This window comes from Asanoa sp. WMMD1127 (assembly GCF_029626225.1).
In the GTDB taxonomy this organism is placed as follows: Bacteria; Actinomycetota; Actinomycetes; order Mycobacteriales; family Micromonosporaceae; genus Asanoa.
On sequence record NZ_JARUBP010000001.1, the window covers coordinates 3743619 to 3762719 of the forward strand.

A 19101-nucleotide genomic window follows, 5' to 3' on the forward strand; every position below is an offset into this window, starting at 1 on the left:
CCATCGGGTATCCACGTTGCGCAACGGTGCGGTTACCGACACGCCATGTGGATGTAGTTGGCAACTTCCGTGATGTTTCGAAGCGTGTTGAGCAGGGGGTGAGCGGATGAGTGCCCTATGTCCCTCGCCCAGCCGGATCATGAGTCCTTGACCGAACGGCCCCTCGCGACCTAGCCTCGCGTTACAGATTGGATTTGCCCGACCATCGCAGGCTAAGTGCACAACATAGATCGCGTAACAAGACGGCATCACTTCTGGCCAGCAAGCCAGCTTTCGGCCAGCTAAGCCAGCAAGACGGCCCGCCGAGACCATCAGAGGCGCCGGCGAGCCGGCCGCATAACCCTCTTCCGGACGGGCCGGTCCGGACCAGGGATGACAGCATTGTCGGCCAACCGGCGGCGCAGAGGCGCACCGTCGGTCGGCTCCCCACGGCCACAGCCGCCTCGGTCGGGCGTCCGTACAGCCGCGCGTGAGCGGAGGGTCACCCCCTTCCCCTCCCGCCGGACCGGTGAAGGGGAGGCGTCATGACCGGGCGACACCGGGAGTGCTCCGGTAGGGACGTCCTGGCATGACCGCGCGAAGCGATCGCAACCCCGCCGACCGCAGGGAGGCGGCGGCGTGAGAGAGCGTAGCGAGCGCAGTCAGCTCAGTCGCCGGTGCTCTTGCCCCGCCGACCGCAGGGAGGCGGCGGCATGAGCCCGCTGGACGTCGTACTCCTCTCGGCTGTCATCGTTCTCGCGGCCGCCGTCCTGGTCGGGCTCGTGCTCGGGGCCAAGGCGCTCCGTCGCCTCAACACGCAGACCGCGGCGCCGAAGCCGGAAGACCCGAACTACACGGCCGAGCGGGAGCGGCACGAGCAGTCGCTGGCGACGTTGCGCACCAAGGCCGAAGAGGCCACCTCAACCGTCGACACGGCGAAGTCCGCGGCCGCCGCCGCCCGGACCGAGGCCGCCGCCGCCAAGGCCGAGGCCTCCGCAGCCCGGGCCGAGGCCCGCCGCGTGCTCGACACGGCCCGCGCCGAGGCCGACACCCTCCTCGAACGCGCGCACAAGCAGGCCGAGCAGGACGCCGAACAGCTCCGGGCCGCCGCCCGGCGCAGTGGCGAGCGCGAGGCCGCCATGCTCGCCGCCACCACCAAGGAACACGCCGCCGACGTCGAGCGGCGGGCCGCGCGGATGGACGAGCGGGAGCGCCTCCACAGCGAAGAGGTCGAGCGGCTCACCGAGCGTGAACGCCGCCTCACCGCCGCCACCGCGGAGCTCGCCGAGCGCGAGAAGGCGCTGGCCACCCGGGAGACCGAGCTGGTCGAGGCCGAGGAGCACCGCCGCCGCGAGCTGGAGCGGGTCGCCGGCCTGACCGCAGACACCGCGCGGGTCGAGCTGATCGAGTCGATCGAGGTGCAGGCCAAGCGCGAGGCGGCGATCCTCGTACGCGACATCGAGTCCGACGCCCGCGCCACCGGTGAGCAGCGGGCCCGGCACATCGTCGTCGAGGCGATCCAGCGGGTCGCGAGCGAGCAGACCGCCGAGAGCGTGGTCAGCGTCCTGCACCTGCCGGGCGACGAGATGAAGGGCCGGATCATCGGCCGCGAAGGCCGCAACATCCGCGCGTTCGAGTCGGTCACCGGCGTGAACCTGATCATCGACGACACGCCGGAGGCCGTACTCCTCTCGTGTTTCGATCCCGTCCGTCGCGAGATCGGCCGGCTGACGCTGGAGAAGCTCGTCCTTGACGGTCGCATCCACCCGCACCGCATCGAGGAGGTCTTCGAGACCGCCAAGCAGGAGGTGGAACGCCTCTGCCAGCGGGCCGCCGAGGACGCGCTCGTCGAGGTCGGCATCACCGAGATCCATCCCGAGCTCGTGACGCTGCTGGGTCGGTTGCGCTACCGCACGAGCTACGGCCAGAACGTGCTCAAGCACCTCGTCGAGACCGCCCACATCGCCGGCATCATGGCGGCTGAGCTGCGCCTCGACGCCCCGCTGATCAAGCGCGGCGCGTTCCTGCACGACATCGGCAAGGCGCTCACCCACGAGGTCGAGGGCAGCCACGCGCTGATCGGCGCCGACCTGGCGCGGAAGTACGGCGAGTCCGACGAGGTCGTACACGCCATCGAGGCGCACCACAACGAGGTCCAGCCGCAGACGATCGAAGCCGTGTTGACGCAGGCCTCCGACGCCTGCTCCGGTGGCCGGCCGGGGGCGCGCCGGGAGAGCCTCGAGGCCTACGTGAAGCGGCTCGAGCGCATCGAGGAGATCGCCGGCGGCAAGACCGGCGTGGAGAAGGTCTTCGCGATGCAGGCCGGCCGCGAGATCCGCGTCATGGTCAAGCCCGACGACGTCGACGACATCGGCGCCGCCGTACTCGCCCGCGACGTCGCGAAGCAGATCGAGGAAGAGCTGACCTACCCGGGCCAGATCCGGGTCACCGTCGTCCGCGAGTCGCGCGTCACCGAGATCGCCCGCTAGAACCAAGCGCCGGTCCCGGGCCCGTCGTGGGCACGACCGTCGCTCCCGCCGGGCAAGCCAGGTCCGCGGTGGGTTTACCCGCCGCTCGGGCCGAGCGGGGCGGCGACGGTCGAGCCGATGGCCGGCGGTGGCTCCTTCAGCTCGATGAAGATGCTGTGCGTCGCCGTGTCGCCGATGTTCTCGCCGGCGTGTTCCTGCGCGCCCACCCACCGGGCCTCGCCGGCCCGCAGGTCCACCTCGACGCTCCGGCCGCCGGAGCTGACCTGGCGGCGGAAGTCGCTGAGCGTGACCATCACGCTGTCGGGGTGGCGGTGCACGTGCGTGTGGTCGCCGGGCTCGTCGCGGTATTCCAGCACCCGCACCCGCTCGTTCTCGAAGATCACTTTGTAGAGGCCGGGATCGGTGACGGTCGGGTCGTGAGAATCCATCGTGGACTCCTCCGCTGCGCGAGCTCGTGGGACCCGAGTCCCATATGAGACTACGGTACCATGATGGAGTGGCGATGCCATATGAGTCGACCGGGCGCACGGCGCAGAAGTCACGCACCCGACAGGCGCTGGTCACCGCCGCTCGCGACCTGCTCGCGGCCGGGCTCACGCCGCAGGTCGACGACGCCGCCCAACGGGCCGGGATCTCCCGCACCACCGCCTACCGCTATTTCCCCAACCAGCGCACCCTGCTGCTGGCGGCCCAACCCACCATCGCGCCCGACAGCCTGCTTCCACCCGACGCGCCGGCCGACGTGGGCGCCCGGCTCCACCTGCTGATGACGGCCTTCGCCCAATACAACTTCACCTGGGAGCCGCAGCTCCGCGCGGCACTGCGACTGTCGCTGGAGCCGGCCGGCGGCCAACCGATGCTGCGCCAAGGCCGCGCCATCGGCTGGATCACCGAGGCGCTGGCGCCGCTGCGCAACACCCACCCCCGGGTCGACGTCGACCGGCTCGCCACCGCGATCCGCTCGGCGACGGGGATCGAGACGCTGATCTGGCTCGTCGACATCGCCGGCTACTCACGGGAAGAGGCGGCGGACACGGTCAAGAACACCGCTCGCGCACTCCTTGCCGCCGCCGTCGCCGACGGCGAGGACCACCGACGAGACGACGGGCCTGCATAGAAAGCGGTGCCGGACGCACGGGCGCGGGCCGCGGTGCCGGACGCATTGCGCGGGCCGCGGTGCCGGACGCACGGTGCGGGCCGCGGTGCCGGATGCGCGGCGCGGGCCGTGGTGGCGGGCGCGCGGCGCGGGCCGTGGTGGCGGGCGCGCGGCGCGGGCCGCGGTGCCGGATGCACGGCGCGGGCCGTGGTGGCGGGCGCGCGGTGCGGGCCGTGGTGGCGGGCGCACGGCGCGGGACGCGGTGCCGGATGCGCGGCGCGGGACGCGGTGCCGGATGCGCGGCGCGGGCCGTGGTGGCGGGCGCGCGGCGCGGGGCGTGGTGGCGGGCGCGCGGTGCGGGGCAGGTGGCGGGGGCGCGGTGCGGGCCGCGGTGGCGGACGCACGGCGCGGACCGCGGTGCCGGACGCACGGCGCGGACCGCGGTGGCGGGCGCACGGCGCCGGCTGTGGTGGCGGGCGCGGGGCGTGGGCCGTGGTGGCAGGCGCGCGGCGCGGGCCGTGAATCCGTGCGCCACAGGCGCACGCAGTCGTTTCGCTGTCGACCACCGCTACTCTCGCCGTCGTGGAGCGCAAAATGCACGACTGGCGGATCGAGGAGCGGGAATACCAGCGACACGAGGCCCGGCGTGGCCGGCGGCATGCGTTCACCAGCCTCGAACCGGCCCGCACAGCGCTGGTCGTCGTCGACATGGTGCCGTTCTTCGTCGAGGAGAACGACTACACGTTCGGGATCGTTCCCAACATCTCCCGGCTGGCCGAGGCGACCCGCCAAACCGGCGGCACCGTCGCCTGGGTGGTGCCCGGCTTCACCGAACCGTCGGCGGTGAAGAAGGAGTTCTACCGCCCCCGCACCGCCGAGATGTTCGCCCGCAGGGGTGGCGACGGACCACCGCGCCGCCGGATCTGGCGCGAGTTCGCGGTCGCCGACGCCGACCTCGTGGTGGAGAAGACCGCGGCGAGCGCCTTCTTCCCCGGCCACTCGCCGCTGCCGGACCTCCTAGCGGCCAACGGAGTCGACACCGTGCTCATCACGGGCACGTTGACCAACGTCTGCTGCGAGTCCTCCGCCCGGGACGCGAGCACGCTCGGCTACCGCGTCGTCATGGTCGCCGACGCCAACGCCGCCCGGCGCGACGCCGACCACAACGCCGCCCTCTACACGATCTATCGCACGTTCGGCGACGTGCGTACCACCGACGAGGTCCTGGAGCTTCTAGACCGCCCCGCCGCCGCCCATCGCGTCGCCGGGGTCCAGGCGTGGCGTGCGGATGCCGCGGCGCTGGGTGCGGCGGTCCAGCCAGTTGGCCAGTGACGTCAGGGCGAAGTTGACGATGATGTAGAGGACCGCCGCCACGATCGCGGCCTGGATGACGTTGAAGTAGTTCGCCGCCACCACGTTGACGCCGAGCTGCAGCAGCTCCGGGTAGGACACGATGTAGCCGAGCGCCGTGTCCTTGAGCAGCACCACGAGCTGGCTGACGATCACCGGCAGCATCGCCCGGGCCGCCTGCGGGACCAGGATGTTCTGCATGACGGCCGTCTTGCGCATGCCGATCGCGTACGCCGCCTCGGACTGGCCCGCCGGCACCGCCCGGATGCCGGCGCGGAACGCCTCCGCCAGCACGGACCCGTTGTAGAGGGTCAGGCCGATCACCACGGACCAGAACGGCGCCACCGGGCCGTTGATCAGGAACGGCACGCCGAACGAGATGAAGAAGATCATGAGGAGCAGGGGTACGGCGCGGAAGAACTCGACGACCACGCCGGCCGGGACACTGATCCAGCGGTGCTCCGACAGCCGGCCGATCGAGAAGATCAGGCCGAACGCCAACGCGAATACCATCGCGGTAGCGGCCGCCTTCAGCGTGCCCTCGATGCCGGGGATGATGAAGTTCTGCCAGACGTCGGCCTTGGTGAACGGCTCCCAGAGGACCTTGGCGAACTGGCCCTTCTCGTCGAACTTCCGGTAGATCCAGTAGAGGAGCGCCAGGATCAGCACGCCGAAGACCGCCGTGAAGATGGCGTTGCGGACCTTGGCCCGCGGCCCCGGGTGGTCGTAGAGGACCGGGTTGCCGCTCACCGCTTCACCGCCAGTCGGTTGGCCAGCCAGCCGAAGAAGTAGCCGACCGGGATGAGCACGGCCGCGAACGTGCCGGCGAAGACGACAAAGATCAGGATGACCTGGTCACCGTTGTCGTTGATCAGCTGCTTCATGATGTTGCTCGCCTCGAGCAGGCCGATCGTGCCGACGATGGTGGTGTTCTTGCAGAGCGCGATCAGCACGCTCCCCAGTGGCGCGATCACCGCGCGGCCGGCCTGGGGGAGCACCACGATCCGCAGCGTCTGCGCGAAGGTGAGCCCGATGGCCCGCGCCGCCTCGGCCTGCCCCGCCGGCACCGTGTTGATGCCGGAGCGCAGCGCCTCGCAGACGAACGCGGCCGTGTAGACGGAGAGGCCGACCACGCCGAGCCAGAAGTTGTTGAGGTCGATGTCGTCACTCAACGAGATGGTCAGCGTGGCGTAGAGGCCGAAGTAACAGAAGAAGATGATCAGTGTCAGCGGGGTGTTGCGGAAGATGTTGACCCACGCGGCGCCGAACCAGCGCAGCACCGGCACGGGCGACACCCGCATCGCGGCCAGGACCACGCCGAGCACCAGGGCCAGCGCGCCGGACGCGGCGGTCATCTTGAGGATCCACAGGAAACCCGACACGTACGCGTCGAAGTTGGCGGGATTGCTGAATACGGGCACGCCCCGCTCCTCCCTTCGGGTGGCCTACCGCGCACGGGGCCGGCGGCGTGTCCGCCGCCGGCCCCTTCGCGTCGCGCGTCAGGCGCAGTTGGTCAGCTTGCTGGTGTCGAGCTCCGGCGCCGCGGTGCCGCTCTTGCCGAGCGTCTTGTCCCAGGCGGCCTTGTAGGAGCCGTCGGTGGCGGCGGCCTTCAGGATCTCGTTGATCTTCTCGCAGCCGGCCTTGTCAGCCTTGGCGAGACCGATGCCGTAGGGCTCCTCGGAGAACGGCTTGCCGACGACCTTGAACTTGCCGGCGAACTGCGACTGCGAGGCGTAACCCGCGAGGATGATGTCGTCGGTGGTCACCGCGTCGACCTGACCGCCGGCGAGGGCGGTGATGCACTTCGAGTACGCGTCGAAGAGCTGCAGCTTCGCGTCCTTGTAGGTCTCCTGGATGCGCTTGGCCGGGGTCGAGCCGGTCACCGAGCAGACCTTCTTGCCGGCGAGCTGCTCCGGCGCGGTGATCGTCGAGTCGGTCGGCACGAGCAGGTCCTGGCCCGCGATGAAGTACGGCCCAGCGAAGTTGACCTTCGTCTTGCGCTCGTCGTTGATCGTGTAGGTCGCGACGACCAGGTCGACCGTGCCCTGCTGGAGGTAGGGCTCACGGTTGGCCGACACCGTGGTCACGTACTGGATGCCGGACTCCTGCATCCCGAGACCCTTGGCGATGATCTTCGCGATCTCGATGTCGAAGCCCTCGTAGGCGGTGCCCGTCTGCAGGCCGAGGCCCGGCTGGTCGGCCTTGACGCCGACCTTGAGCGAGCCGGACGCCGCCTTGGCGACCACGCCGGTCGCGTTGGAGCCGGAACCCGTGCCGCTGCCGCTGCCCGTCCCCGAGCCGCTGCCGGTGCCGCTGTCGTCACCACAGGCCGCCATCGTCAGTGCGAGCACTGCCGCCGCGGCGGTGGCCGCAACGCGCGTCATCCGCATGTGTTTCTCCTCCTCGTGAAGGAGACCCGGCGCCGGTGCGGCCGGATCCCTTGGTGTGCAAAGGGAACGTGAGATCAGTGCGTAAGGATCTTGGAAAGGAAGTCCTTGGCCCGGTCGCTGCGCGGGTTGGCGAAGAACTCGCCCGGCTCGGCCTGCTCGACCAGCTGACCGTCAGCCATGAATACCACCCGGTTCGCCGCATGCCGCGCGAAACCCATCTCATGGGTGACCACGACCATCGTCATGCCGTCACGGGCGAGGGACGTCATCACGTCGAGCACCTCGCCCACCATCTCGGGGTCGAGCGCGCTGGTCGGCTCGTCGAAGAGCATCGCCTTGGGCTGCATCGCCAGCGCGCGCGCGATCGCCGCGCGCTGCTGCTGGCCACCGGAGAGCTGCGCGGGATATTTCTCGGCCTGGTTGGCGATGCCCACCCGCTCGAGCAGCGCCATGCCGCGCTTGCGCGCCTCTTCCGGCTTCTCCTTGCGCACCTTGACCGGGCCGAGCGTCACGTTCTGCAGGATCGTCTTGTGTGCGAAGAGGTTGAACGACTGGAACACCATGCCGACGTCGCTGCGCAGCCGGGCCAGCGCGCGGCCCTCGGCCGGCAGCGCCTTGCCGTCGAAGGTGATCTCGCCGGAGTTGATGGTCTCCAGGCGGTTGATCGCGCGGCAGAGCGTGGACTTGCCCGAACCCGACGGTCCGATCACGACGACCACTTCGCCGCGCCCGATCGACAGGTCGACGTCGCGCAGCACGTGCAGGTCGCCGAAGTACTTGTTGACCTTGTCGAGCACGATCAGCGGCTCCCGCGACGTGTCACCTACGACCATCGACCCCTCCCTCTGGATGGAGCCACTCTAAGGGTGACGATGTGTCAGGACGGGCCGTGAAGGGTCACGGAGCGGTAACGCGGGCCTCGCGTACGCCCGCTGGCAGGCACGATCGTTGGTATGGCGATCCCTCCGGTCCCCCCGGGGCAGGGCTCCGCGATCTGGAACTGGCACGCGGAGGCGCCCTTGACACCCAGCGTGGTCATGCGTGTGCTCAGCGTCGTCACGGGATGCGCCGTGGTCCCGTTGGATGACGACGACCCGCCGGAGGACGCGGTGCTCTGCGACGTCTGGCAGGGCGCCGGCGAGTTCCCGGTGAGCATCGACTGCTACGCGCCGCCGGTCGAGGTCGCCGAGCCCGCCGCCGCGGCCGAGGTCGCCTCGCTGCTGCGCCGCCGGGTGCTGCTCGCCGACGACACCCTGATCCCCGACCGGCACGTGCTCGCGACGGCCGACGGCACCCTGCGACCCGTACACGTGGACGTGGTCGAGACCGACGACGGCGACGCGCTCTCCAACGTGCGGCTCTGCACCGGCCACGACCCGTGGTGCCACCGCCAGCGGGTGCCCTGTCAGCAGTCGCGGTGGACCCCCGACCGGGTGGTCCCCGGCCTGGCCGCCTGACCCGGGCCGGCGGCTACCCTGTAGAGGTCATGACTACAGCCGCCGAGGCGAGCCCCCGCACCTACCAGGTGCGCACATACGGCTGCCAGATGAACGTGCACGACTCCGAGCGGATCTCCGGGCTCCTCGAGGCGGCCGGCTACGTCCGCGCGGAGGCGGACGACGCCGACGTGGTGGTCTTCAACACCTGCGCCGTCCGGGAGAACGCCGACAACCGCCTCTACGGCAACCTCGGCCACCTGCGACCGGCCAAGACGCGCCGCCCGGACATGCAGATCGCGGTCGGCGGCTGCCTCGCCCAGAAGGACCGCGGCGAGATCGTCAAGAAGGCGCCGTGGGTCGACGTGGTGTTCGGCACCCACAACATCGGGTCGCTGCCCGCGCTCCTGGAGCGCGCCCGGCACAACGCCGACGCCGAGGTCGAGATCCTCGAGTCGCTCGAGGTCTTCCCGTCGACGCTGCCGGCCCGGCGCGAGTCCACGTACGCCGGTTGGGTCTCGATCTCCGTCGGCTGCAACAACACCTGCACCTTCTGCATCGTCCCGTCGCTGCGCGGCCGCGAGAAGGACCGACGGCCGGGCGAGGTGCTGGCCGAGGTCGAGGCGCTGGTCGCCGAGGGCGTGCTCGAGGTGACGCTGCTCGGCCAGAACGTCAACTCCTACGGCGTCGAGTTCGGCGACCGGTTGGCGTTCGGCAAGCTCCTCCGCTCGACAGGCGCGATCCAAGGGCTCGAGCGGGTCCGTTTCACCAGCCCGCACCCCAAGGACTTCACGGACGACGTGATCGCCGCGATGGCCGAGACGCCCAACGTGTGCCACTCGCTGCACATGCCGCTGCAGTCCGGCTCCGACGCGGTGCTGAAGGCGATGCGCCGGTCCTACCGGCAGGAGCGCTACCTCGGGATCATCGAGAAGGTACGCGCGGCGATGCCCGACGCGGCCATCACCACCGACATCATCGTGGGCTTCCCCGGCGAGACCGAGGACGACTTCGCGCGCACCCTCGACGTGGTGCGGGCGGCCCGGTTCGCCAGCGCCTTCACCTTCCAATACTCGCCGCGCCCCGGCACGCCGGCCGCCACGATGGCCGACCAGGTGCCCAAAGCCGTCGTCCAGGAGCGCTACGAGCGGCTGATGGCCGTCGTCGAGGAGACCACCTGGGCCGAGAACCGCGCCCTGGTCGGGTCGACCGTCGAGGTGCTGGTCGCGGTCGGCGAGGGGCGCAAGGACGAGCGCACCGGTCGGATGTCGGGGCGGGCCCGCGACGGGCGGCTGGTGCACTTCGCGACCGGCGACCTGACCGGCATCCGGCCCGGCGACATCGTCGAGACGGTGATCAGCTACGCGGCGCCGCACCACCTCAACGCCGACGGCGCGCCGCTGTCGCACCGCCGCACCCGGGCCGGCGACGCGTTCGAGGCCGGTCGCGCGCCCCGCACACCGGGCGTCAACCTCGGCATGCCGAGCCTCGGCCGGCCGCCGATCCAGCCGCTGCCGACCGAATCGGCCTGCGCCGCCCACTGACCGCGACCGACCTGTTTCTGGCGCGCGGCACCGACGTGCTTCCGGTTTCCGGAGGCGGCGGCGGGCCGTGGGTTACCCGCCGCCGCGGTCTCCGGTGTCGCGTCGCTCAGCAGGCGACGCCGTTGAGGGCGACCGCCCCCGGCGCCGCCGCGGAACCGTTGGCGGTGAAGCCGATCGTCACCGACGCGCCGGCCGCCAGCGACGGCGACCAGGTCGGCGCCGCCGCGGTGACGGTGGTGCCCGACTGCGTCACGGTCGCGTTCCAGCCGCTGCCCAGCGTCACCCCGGACGGCCAGGTCCAGGTGACCCGCCACGGGTTGGCCGCCGCGGAGCCCCGGTTGGTCACCGTGAGCTCACCCTGGAAGCCGCCCTGCCAGGTGTTGGTGGACCGGTAGGTGGCGTCACAGTCGCCGGTCGGCGTCGGCCCACCGGTCGGGCCCCCGGTGGGACCGCCGGTCGGCCCACCTGTCGGCCCGCCGCCCCCGGTCGGCGGGATCAGGTACGGGCTGATGATCGACTGTTTGGCCTGGTTGACGGTCGTCCAGTCGTCGTTGGCGATGCCGCCGGTGTCACCGGAGTTCGGGTTCCACGACCAGTAGGTGAACGACATCCCGTTGACCCCACTGCCCATGTAGGACATGAGGTTGGTCAGCCACACCCGGTCCTTCGGGTCGGCCAGCGTCGAGCCGAACTCGCCCAGCATGATCGGGGCGGTGTTCTGCTTGAACAGGTAACCCCAGTACTTGTCCCAGATCCCCGGCAGGTTGGCCGGGAAGTCCGGCGCGTCGAACCAGCTCTGGTGGTAGACGGAGATGGCGTAGTCGTGCGGCGAGTAGACCAGCCGATCGGCCACCGACAGCCGCACCGGGAACTGCCCGGCCTTGCTGAGGTTGCCGCCCCACCAGCCGCAGTCCTCGTCGTTGCTCGTGTCACCGTCCCACACATTGGACAGTCCGCCGCTCGGGCAGCTCACGCCCTCGACGAAGATGAGCCAGTTGGGCTGCACGCCGAGGATGGCATTGCCGGCCCGCTCGGCGGCGAGGCGCCAGTCCCGCGCGGTGTCGCCGCAGCCCCAGCACGCGCCGGTGGCGGCCGGGTTGGTGCCCTCGGCGTGCGGCTCGTTGTGCAGGTCGGCGCCGATCACCGTCGGGTTGTTGGCATAGCGCTGGGCGAGCATCCGCCAGTCGCTGATCCAGGTGCTCTCCGGCACGGCGGCCGTGTACCAGAGCGCCGTCTGCCCCGCGCTGGTCGGCCGGTGCCGGTCGAGGATCACCCGCATGCCCTTGCTGCCGGCGTACGCGATGACCTTGTCCAGGATCTGCAGGGGTGAGTTGCCGACGAGGTCGGGGTTGACGAAGTCGTTGATGCCGGTGGCGGTGGCGCCGGCCTTGAGCGCGTCGTTGGAGAAGGGGATACGCAGCGTGTTGTAACCGAGGTTGGCCATCGTGTCGAGCTGGCTGCGCCACGGGTTGCTCGACCACAGACCGTGGAAGGTCTTGTTGTCGGTCTCCATGCCGAACCAGTTGATCCCGGTGAGCCGCACAGTCGCGCCGGTGCTGTCGACGATCTTGTTGCCGCTGGTGTGCAGGTATCCGGTGCCGGTGCCGGCCGCGAGGGCGGGCGCGCTCGACATCGTGACACCGACGAGGACGGTCGCGGCCGCGACCAGAGCCGCGACGAGATCGCCGCGGACAGGTGTGCGTTGCATGTGCCAGGGCTCCATTTCACGGGGGTACGAGACTCCGCGCGCAGACGCTCGTGCGGCGCGGCGCGTTGCCCTGGCTCCGCGCCCATTCTGATCGCAGTCGATGCCCCCGGTCAATGCCGAAGCGCAAGGAACGGCCCGTTCCTAACGCTTTTCGCATAGGAACGGGCCGTTCCTAACGCTCGACCCACCGCGGAGCTGGCAGGGACGGGCCCCGTGGGGCCCGGCCCGGTCTCCGGCGGGAGCGACGGTCCGCACCACCGCGGACCCGGGCAATAGCCCTATGTGGACTCTCAGTTGGCTTGTTCGGCCAGGTTGAGGAACTGGCGCTTCTGGTTGAGCGCGTTCTCGGCCTCGCGGATGCGCTTGGCGTCGCCGGCGTTGCGGGCGCGTTCGAGGCGCTGCTCGGCCTCGGCGACCTGCTCGCGCATCTGGGCCAGCAGCGGGTTGGCGGACGGCTCGGTGCGGCGCCAGGCGGAGTCCATCGCGAGGCGGACCTTCTCCTCGACGGCGCGGATCCGGCGGTCGAGCCGGCTGGCGTCCTCCCGGGGAACCCGGCCGGCGTCGTGCCACTGGCCCTGGATCTCACGCAGCTTGGCCTGCGCGGCCCGCGGGTCCGCGTCGACGTCGATCGCCTCGGCCTCGGTCACCAGCGCCTGCTTGCGCTCGAGGTTGCCGCGCTGCTCGGCGTCGCGGGCCGAGAAGACGGAGCTGCGGTTGGTGAAGAAGGCGTCCTGCGCGGCGCGGAACCTCTCCCAGAGGCGCTGCTCGGCCTCCTTGGAGGCGCGCGGCGCGGCCTTCCACTCGGTCATCAGCTCCTTGAGCCGCGCGGCGGTCGGACCCCAGTCGGTCGACTCGCGGAGCGCTTCGGCCTCGGTGACCAGCGTCTCCTTGGCGGTCTGGGCCTGCTTGCGCTGCGCGTCGAGGGTCGCGAAGTGGGCGCCCCGGCGGCGGGTGAAGCCGTCCCGGGCGGCGGCGAAGCGCTTCCACAGCTCACCGTCGGACTTCTTGTCGACGCCCCGGATGGTCTTCCACTCGTCGAGGATCTCCTTGAGCCGGTCGCCGGCGGACTTCCAGCCGGTGGACTCGGCGGCGATCTTCTCGGCCTCTTCGACGAGCTGGGTCTTGCGGGCCAGGGCCTCGGCGCGGGCGGTCTCCCGGGCGGCGCGGGCCTCGCCGGCCTTGGCCTCGGCGGACTCGGCGAGCCGGTCGAGCCGGGCGGTGAGCCCGTCGATGTCACCGACGACGTGGGCCTCGGGCAGCGACGCGCGGATGCGCCGGATGGTCGACAGCGAGTGGGACGCGTCGGCGGCGCCGGAGTTCATCCGGGCCTCGACGAGGTCGACCTCGGTGACCACGTCGGCGAACCGCCGGGCGAAGTGGGCCAGGCCCTCCTCGGGCGAGCCGGCCTGCCACGAGCCGACGACTCGTTCCCCCTCGGCCGTCTTGACGTAAACCGTGCCCTCCGCGTCCACGCGTCCGAAGGCCGTCCAGTCGCTCATCTGCCCATCCTCGTTCGTCCGACTCCGTCCGGGATCGCACCCTTTCGGCGTCGCCATAGCGCAGTATTGTTACCGCTGCATTGTCACAGGTCCCACCCCGTGTAAGTCGAGCGCCTATTGGCGACCGTGACCATACGGAGACCGGGGCCGGAATCACGCGGCTATGGTCTGCCGTCCCGATACCGTTATGCGGTGACCCTCGTAGCTGTCGCGGTCTGTCCTCATCCGCCCATGATCGTCCCTGAGGTGGCCGGCGGCGCCGCCGCGGAGCTCGACGACCTGCGCGCGGCCTGCGGCGAGGCGGTCTCGGCGCTCGGCCGGGCCGGTGCGCGGCAGATCGTGGTGTTCGGGGCGGATTCGGCCATGACGTCCTATGACCCACCCCAGCGCGGCTCGCTGCGGCCGTGGGGCGTCGACCTGGACGTGTCGCTCGGGCCGCACGACCCGCTGGAGAGCCACCCGTTGCCGTTGAGCCTGGTGATCGGCGCGTGGCTGCTGCGGCAACACCCGCCCCGCCAGCCCGTCATGGTCAACATGCAGGGCATCGCCGCCGACGCGTCGCCCGACGAGTGCCGCGACTTCGGCGAGTGCTGCGTCCCGGACGGCCCGTGGGCGCTGCTCGTCATGGGCGACGGGTCCGCGTCGCGGGGCGTGAAGTCCCCGGGGTACGACGATCCGCGCGCCAAGCCCTACGACGACGCCCTGGCGGCGGCGCTGGCCGGTGTCGACGTGGCCGCGCTGGGCGCGCTGGACCCGGCGCTGTCCGCGCAGCTGCGGGTGGCCGGCCGACCGGCGTTCCAGGCGGCCGCGGGCGCGGTGGCGGCAGCCGGCGGTGAGTGGTCGGGCGACCTGTCCTACTACGCGGCCCCGTACGGCGTCGCCTATTTCGTCGCCTCCTGGCAGCGCCGCGGGGCGACGGCATGAGGGAGCTTGCGACCGAATCATTCGGCTCAGTAGCCGGCTCATGCTCCTCCGAGCGAAGCGAGGCAGGCGCATGACCGTTGTCGCGGTGGTGGGGCCGACGGCGGCCGGCAAGACGGCGCTCAGCCTGGCGCTGGCTGCCTCGCTCGACGGCGAGGTGGTCAACGCCGACTCGATGCAGCTTTATCGCGGTCTCGACATCGGCACCGCGAAGCTGCCCGTGGATTCGCGGCAGGGCATTCCGCACCACGTGCTGGACATCTGGCCGGTGACGGCGCCGGCGAGCGTGGCGGAATACCAGCGGCTCGCCCGGGCGGCGATCGACGACATCCTGGCCCGGGGCAAGGTGCCGCTGCTGGTCGGCGGCTCGGGCCTCTACGTGCGGGCGGTGCTGGAGGAGTTCGAGTTCCCGGGTACGGACGCCGCGTTGCGCGCCTCCCTGGAGGCCGAGCTGGCCGAGGTGGGCGCCCCGGCCCTGCACGAGCGCCTGCGGGCCGCGGATCCGGTCGCGGCGTCGCGGATCCTCCCGACCAACGGCCGCCGGATCGTCCGCGCCCTGGAAGTGATCACGCTCACGGGCCAGCCGTTCGCGGCCGCGCTGCCGGAGGAGCCGGTGCCGTTTTATCCCTCTGTGCAGATTGGGATCGACGTGTCGACGCCCGTGCTGGACGAGCGTGTCGCGTCCCGGGTGGCGGCGATGTGGGCCGACGGTCTGGTGTCCGAGACGGCCGACCTGGTGTCCGCGGGCCTGCGGTCGGGCCGCACGGCCAGCCGGGCACTCGGATACCAGCAGGTCCTGGCGTTCCTGGCGGGGGAGTGCACGGAGCAGGAGGCACTCGCGGAGACGGTCCGGGCGACGCGCCGCTTCGTACGCCGCCAGCGCACCTGGTTCCGCCGCGACCCCCGGATCAGCTGGCTCGACGGCGCCTCGCCGGGTCTGGCCGCGGCGGCGCTGGGTGCGGTCCACGCACAGCGGGCGGGTGCGCCATGATGGGCGGCGGCAGCTTCGGGATGGGGGGCACTGTGCGGTTCTTCAAGGGCCACGGCACCGGCAACGACTTCGTGATCCTGCCGGACCCCGACGGCGTCCTCGCGCTGACGCCGTCGACGGTGGCGGCACTCTGCGACCGCCGCTTCGGCATCGGCGCCGACGGCGTGCTGCGCGTCGTCCGCTCGGCCAAGCACCCGCACGCCACCGACCTGGCCGGCGAAGCCGAGTGGTTCATGGACTACTGGAACGCCGACGGCTCGATCGCCGAAATGTGCGGCAACGGCGTACGCGTCTTCGCCCGTTTCCTGGCCTCCGAAAGTTACGTCGACGACGCCAGCTTCCCGATCGCCACCCGCTCGGGCATCGTCAACGCCACGGTGACGCCTTCCGAGGTCACGGTCGACTTCGCGATCCCGCGAGTCGGCGCGGCCTCCACCGCGACCCTGGGCGGCTTGACCTTCACCGGCACGTCGGTCGACGTCGGCAACCCGCACCTGGTCTGCACCCTCCCGACGGGCATGGCGCTCGCGGACCTGGACCTGACCGCGGCCCCGGTCTACGACAAGACCCTGTTCCCGACGGGCGTCAACGTCGAGTTCATCGTTCCCGGCGACTCTGAGGCCGCTGTTTTCGGCCACATAGCGGTGGACCGCCGCCCGGCTCCCGACTTCGGCCACATCGCCGTCGATTCGCCGCCCCCGGATCAGCGTCAGCAGGGCCACATCGCGGTGGACTCGCCGCCGCCGGATGGCCCGGTGACGCCGCCACCGGCGCAGCCGGCCCGCGGCCACATCGCCGTCGATTCGCCGCCCACGGACGAGCGTCAGCAGGGCCACATCGCGGTGGACTCGCCGCCGCCGGATGGCCCGGTGACGCCGCCGCCGGCGCTGCCGGCCCGCGGCCACATCGCCGTCGACAAGCGCCCAGCCCCAACGGGCGTCGACGCCCACGTAGCGATGCGCGTCTACGAACGAGGCTCAGGCGAAACCCTCTCCTGCGGCTCAGGCGCCATCGCGGTGGCCGCGGTAGCCCTCCACGACGCGGGCAAGCAAACCGGCGTGGTCGCGGTAGACCTACGAGGCGGCCGCCTGACGATCGAACTAACGGACCAGGCCTGCATCATGACCGGACCAGCCGTCCTGGTAGCCACCGGCGAAACCCTGACAGACCTGTAACGAACGGCGCGCCCCGCGACTACCGCCTATGCGGCGGTGTCGCGCGCTCGCGCACGCAACCGCACCTCCCTTCGCGAACCCGGCCAGCTACGTTCTAGAAACAGACCGCAGCAAAGCGCGCGAATCCACATCGGACCAGCCACTAAGCCGCAGTAGGCCGGGGACCGGGCCGCATCGAGGCGCAACCAATGGATTGTGCCGTGCCGCCGGCGATCGGGCTGACTGAGCCGGAGTAGGCCGGGGACCGGGCCGCATCGAGGCGCAACTAATGGATTGTGCCGTGCCGCCGGCGATCGGGCTGACTGAGCCGGAGTAGGCCGGGGACCGGGCCGCATCGAGGCGCAACTAATGGATTGTGCCGTGCCGCCGGCGATCGGGCTGACTGAGCCGGAGTAGGTGGGGGAGCGGGCCGGTATCGAGGCGCAACCGACGGAGGTGTCCTGCGGCCGGCAATTGGCCCGATTTGAGCCGAAGGAGGTCGGCGACCGGGCCGGCATCGAGGCGCGACCGGTGGATTATGTCGCGAGGCCGGCGATCGGGCTCTTTGAGCCGAAGTAGGCCGGGGATCAGGCCGGTATCGAGGCGCAACCGATGGATTGTGTCCCGCGGTCCGCAATCGTCCCGATCAAGCCGAAGTAGAGCAGGGACCGGCCAAACAACGAAGCGCAACGAATGGACTGTGTCCCCCGAACCGCAATCGGAGTCGATCAGGCCGAAGTGGGTCAGGGCGGGGGAGGATGTTGTGCGCGCCGACTATCAGAGGCGCGCCTTTTGCGACTTGTCGGTGCGCACAACATTCTCCCCCGCCCTAGACAGCAATCAACCGCGAAGCGACAACCCTGACGAAGACCGCGACCGATCGTGGGACGGCCGCACCCAAGACGAACCCGGCCTCCCCGGCGGGAGCAACGGCCCGCACCACCGCGAACCCGGGCAATGAAAATCAGGGCGTAGATGTATCCACGGCCGCAATAGCAGCGCTGGCCTGCGCCGCGGCCCGGACCGCCGCCGCTACCGCAACCGCGACCCGCGAGTCGAACACACTCGGCACGATCACGGTCGGGTTGATCTTGTCCTCGCCGACCACATCCGCGATCGCCTGGGCGGCGGCGATCGCCATTTCCTCGGTGAACTCCTCGGCGTGCGCGTCGAGCATCCCGCGGAACACGCCCGGGAACGCCAGCACGTTGTTGATCTGGTTGGGCTGGTCCGAGCGCCCGGTCGCGACGACGGCGGCATGCTTGCGGGCCTCGCGCGGATCGACCTCGGGATCGGGATTGGCGAGCGCGAAAACGATCGCGTCGTCCGCCATCGCGGCGATGTCGTCGCCGCTCAGCAGGTTGGGTGCGCTGACACCGATGAACACGTCGGCGCCCCGCAGCGCCCCGGAGAGATCACCCTGATAGCCGGACCGGTTCGTGTTCTCGACCAGCCATTGCCACGCCGGCGGCAGGTCCTTCAAACCGGCGTGCAGCACACCGGGCCGGTCGTACGCGATGATGTCGCCCACTCCCTGGCGCAGCAGCAGCTTCATGATCGCGGTGCCGGCCGCCCCCGCGCCGCTGACGACGACGCGCACGTCCTCCATCCGCTTTCCTACCACCCGCAGGGCGTTGGTGAGCGCCGCCAGCACGCAGATCGCAGTGCCGTGCTGATCATCGTGGAAGACCGGAATGTCCAGCAGCTCCCGCAGCCGCTCCTCGATCTCGAAGCAGCGCGGGGCGGCGATGTCCTCGAGATTGATGCCGCCGTACGCCGGCGCGATCGCCTGCACGATGCGCACTATCTCGTCGGTGTCCTGCGTGTCGAGCACGACCGGCCACGCGTCGACGCCGCCGAAGCGCTTGAACAGCGCCGCCTTGCCCTCCATCACCGGCAGCGACGCGGCGGGTCCGAGGTTGCCGAGGCCGAGCACCGCGGAACCGTCGGTCACCACCGCGACCGTGTTGCGCTTGATCGTGAGCCGGCGGGCGTCGGCGGGGTTCTCCGCGATCGCGAGACAGACCCGGGCCACACCCGGTGTGTACGCGCGGGACAGCTCGTCCCGGTTGCGCAGCGCGACCTTCGGCGTCACTTCGATCTTGCCGCCGAGGTGCAGGAGGAACGTACGGTCGGAAACCTTGCGGACGTCGACCCCGTCGAGCGCCTCCAACGCCTTGACCACCTGGTCGGCGTGGTTGGCGTCGGCGGTGTCACAGGTGAGGTCAACGATCACCGTGGTGGGGTCGGAGTCGACCACGTCGAGGGCGGTGACAATCGCCCCGGCCTCGCCTACGCAGGTGGTCAGTCGGCCGATCGCCGAGGCGTCGGCGACCACCCCGATCCGGATCGTGATCGAAAAGCCGGCACTGGGCAGGCGGGTCTGCGCCACGGGGTCCTCCGTCGTTCTTCGGCCCGGGCCACGGCGCCCGCGCCGTAGCGCATTCTTGCCCACCTAGATGGAGGTCGGCCAACCGGCTGGGCGATTTACGGATGCGCTCTCGCTGTGGGCCTGTCACGATTGGTGTTCGAGGAGGATTGTTT

At 70.8% G+C, this 19101-nt stretch carries 15 protein-coding genes and 1 pseudogene; 8 read left to right on the forward strand and 8 right to left on the reverse strand.

Annotated features, from left to right (window positions below; genetic code table 11):
• Positions 1 to 692: 692 nt before the first annotated feature.
• Positions 693 to 2468: a ribonuclease Y gene (gene rny, locus O7635_RS17845; protein ID WP_278081559.1), complete on the forward strand. Its 1776-nt coding sequence runs from the start codon at positions 693 to 695 to the stop codon at positions 2466 to 2468.
• 74 nt (positions 2469 to 2542) lie between these two features.
• On the opposite strand, the gene O7635_RS17850 is transcribed toward rny, so the two are convergent.
• Positions 2543 to 2896, reverse strand: coding sequence for a cytoplasmic protein (locus O7635_RS17850; RefSeq protein ID WP_278081560.1), 354 nt, complete (start codon positions 2894 to 2896; stop codon positions 2543 to 2545).
• Between the two features lie 74 nt (positions 2897 to 2970).
• On the opposite strand from O7635_RS17850, the gene O7635_RS17855 reads away from it, so the two are divergent.
• A complete protein-coding gene (locus tag O7635_RS17855; protein WP_278085515.1) occupies positions 2971 to 3585 on the forward strand; it encodes a TetR/AcrR family transcriptional regulator in 615 nt (204 codons plus the stop codon).
• 561 nt (positions 3586 to 4146) lie between these two features.
• Positions 4147 to 4896, forward strand: a complete 750-nt coding sequence (locus O7635_RS17860) for an isochorismatase family cysteine hydrolase (protein ID WP_278081561.1) — start codon at positions 4147 to 4149, stop codon at positions 4894 to 4896.
• Here O7635_RS17860 and O7635_RS17865 read toward each other — a convergent pair.
• The 4 genes from O7635_RS17865 to O7635_RS17880 form a co-directional block, all read right to left on the reverse strand.
• The gene (locus O7635_RS17865; protein WP_278081562.1) at positions 4798 to 5664 is read right to left on the reverse strand and encodes an amino acid ABC transporter permease; all 867 of its coding nucleotides are present in this window, start codon (positions 5662 to 5664) and stop codon (positions 4798 to 4800) included. The genes O7635_RS17860 and O7635_RS17865 overlap by 99 nt on opposite strands.
• A complete protein-coding gene (locus O7635_RS17870; RefSeq protein WP_278081563.1) occupies positions 5661 to 6335 on the reverse strand; it encodes an amino acid ABC transporter permease in 675 nt (224 codons plus the stop codon). The genes O7635_RS17865 and O7635_RS17870 overlap by 4 nt, the downstream gene beginning before the upstream one ends.
• A 78-nt stretch (positions 6336 to 6413) precedes the next feature.
• Complete coding sequence (locus O7635_RS17875; RefSeq protein WP_278081564.1) at positions 6414 to 7304, reverse strand: glutamate ABC transporter substrate-binding protein; 891 nt, start codon at positions 7302 to 7304, stop codon at positions 6414 to 6416.
• 74 nt (positions 7305 to 7378) lie between these two features.
• Positions 7379 to 8137, reverse strand: a complete 759-nt coding sequence (locus tag O7635_RS17880; RefSeq protein WP_278081565.1) for an amino acid ABC transporter ATP-binding protein — start codon at positions 8135 to 8137, stop codon at positions 7379 to 7381.
• Positions 8138 to 8257: 120 nt separating this feature from the next.
• On the opposite strand from O7635_RS17880, the gene O7635_RS17885 reads away from it, so the two are divergent.
• Both O7635_RS17885 and miaB read left to right on the forward strand, forming a co-directional pair.
• Positions 8258 to 8761: a hypothetical protein gene (locus O7635_RS17885; protein WP_278081566.1), complete on the forward strand. Its 504-nt coding sequence runs from the start codon at positions 8258 to 8260 to the stop codon at positions 8759 to 8761.
• 29 nt (positions 8762 to 8790) lie between these two features.
• Positions 8791 to 10284 (forward strand): tRNA (N6-isopentenyl adenosine(37)-C2)-methylthiotransferase MiaB, encoded by a 1494-nt coding sequence (gene miaB / locus O7635_RS17890; RefSeq protein ID WP_278081567.1) that lies wholly within the window; start codon positions 8791 to 8793, stop codon positions 10282 to 10284.
• Between the two features lie 106 nt (positions 10285 to 10390).
• Here miaB and O7635_RS17895 read toward each other — a convergent pair whose 3' ends face one another.
• Together O7635_RS17895 and O7635_RS17900 are read right to left on the reverse strand one after the other, a co-directional pair.
• The gene (locus O7635_RS17895) at positions 10391 to 11992 is read right to left on the reverse strand and encodes a cellulase family glycosylhydrolase (protein ID WP_278081568.1); all 1602 of its coding nucleotides are present in this window, start codon (positions 11990 to 11992) and stop codon (positions 10391 to 10393) included.
• Between the two features lie 290 nt (positions 11993 to 12282).
• Entirely contained in the window at positions 12283 to 13491 is a 1209-nt protein-coding gene (locus tag O7635_RS17900) for a DUF349 domain-containing protein (protein WP_278081569.1), read from the reverse strand.
• A 231-nt stretch (positions 13492 to 13722) separates the two neighbouring features.
• Between O7635_RS17900 and O7635_RS17905 the strand changes: the two genes are divergently transcribed.
• The 3 genes and pseudogenes from O7635_RS17905 (at position 13723) to dapF (ending at position 16578) form a co-directional block, all read left to right on the forward strand.
• Positions 13723 to 14415 carry a hypothetical protein gene (locus O7635_RS17905; protein ID WP_278085516.1) on the forward strand — a complete coding sequence of 231 codons (693 nt, stop codon included), beginning with the start codon at positions 13723 to 13725 and terminating at the stop codon, positions 14413 to 14415.
• A gap of 73 nt (positions 14416 to 14488) precedes the next feature.
• Positions 14489 to 15403, forward strand: a pseudogene (miaA, locus tag O7635_RS17910) (tRNA (adenosine(37)-N6)-dimethylallyltransferase MiaA); the annotation flags it as partial.
• A gap of 20 nt (positions 15404 to 15423) precedes the next feature.
• Positions 15424 to 16578, forward strand: a complete 1155-nt coding sequence (gene dapF / locus O7635_RS17915) for a diaminopimelate epimerase (protein ID WP_278081570.1) — start codon at positions 15424 to 15426, stop codon at positions 16576 to 16578.
• Positions 16579 to 17521: 943 nt separating this feature from the next.
• Here the strand turns inward: dapF and O7635_RS17920 are convergent.
• Positions 17522 to 18949 (reverse strand): NAD-dependent malic enzyme, encoded by a 1428-nt coding sequence (locus tag O7635_RS17920; RefSeq protein WP_347405335.1) that lies wholly within the window; start codon positions 18947 to 18949, stop codon positions 17522 to 17524.
• Between the last annotated feature and the right edge of the window lie 152 nt (positions 18950 to 19101).

Excerpts from the sequence above, each read along its gene's own strand:
- rny (WP_278081559.1), top strand. The coding sequence starts at position 693 with ATGAGCCCGCTGGACGTCGTACTCCTCTCGGCTGTCATCGTTCTCGCG.
- O7635_RS17850 (WP_278081560.1), bottom strand. The coding sequence starts at position 2,896 with ATGGATTCTCACGACCCGACCGTCACCGATCCCGGCCTCTACAAAGTG.
- O7635_RS17855 (WP_278085515.1), top strand. The coding sequence starts at position 2,971 with ATGCCATATGAGTCGACCGGGCGCACGGCGCAGAAGTCACGCACCCGA.
- O7635_RS17875 (WP_278081564.1), bottom strand. The coding sequence starts at position 7,304 with ATGCGGATGACGCGCGTTGCGGCCACCGCCGCGGCGGCAGTGCTCGCA.
- O7635_RS17880 (WP_278081565.1), bottom strand. The coding sequence starts at position 8,137 with ATGGTCGTAGGTGACACGTCGCGGGAGCCGCTGATCGTGCTCGACAAG.
- O7635_RS17885 (WP_278081566.1), top strand. The coding sequence starts at position 8,258 with ATGGCGATCCCTCCGGTCCCCCCGGGGCAGGGCTCCGCGATCTGGAAC.
- miaB (WP_278081567.1), top strand. The coding sequence starts at position 8,791 with ATGACTACAGCCGCCGAGGCGAGCCCCCGCACCTACCAGGTGCGCACA.
- O7635_RS17895 (WP_278081568.1), bottom strand. The coding sequence starts at position 11,992 with ATGCAACGCACACCTGTCCGCGGCGATCTCGTCGCGGCTCTGGTCGCG.
- O7635_RS17900 (WP_278081569.1), bottom strand. The coding sequence starts at position 13,491 with ATGAGCGACTGGACGGCCTTCGGACGCGTGGACGCGGAGGGCACGGTT.
- O7635_RS17905 (WP_278085516.1), top strand. The coding sequence starts at position 13,723 with ATGATCGTCCCTGAGGTGGCCGGCGGCGCCGCCGCGGAGCTCGACGAC.
- dapF (WP_278081570.1), top strand. The coding sequence starts at position 15,424 with ATGGGGGGCACTGTGCGGTTCTTCAAGGGCCACGGCACCGGCAACGAC.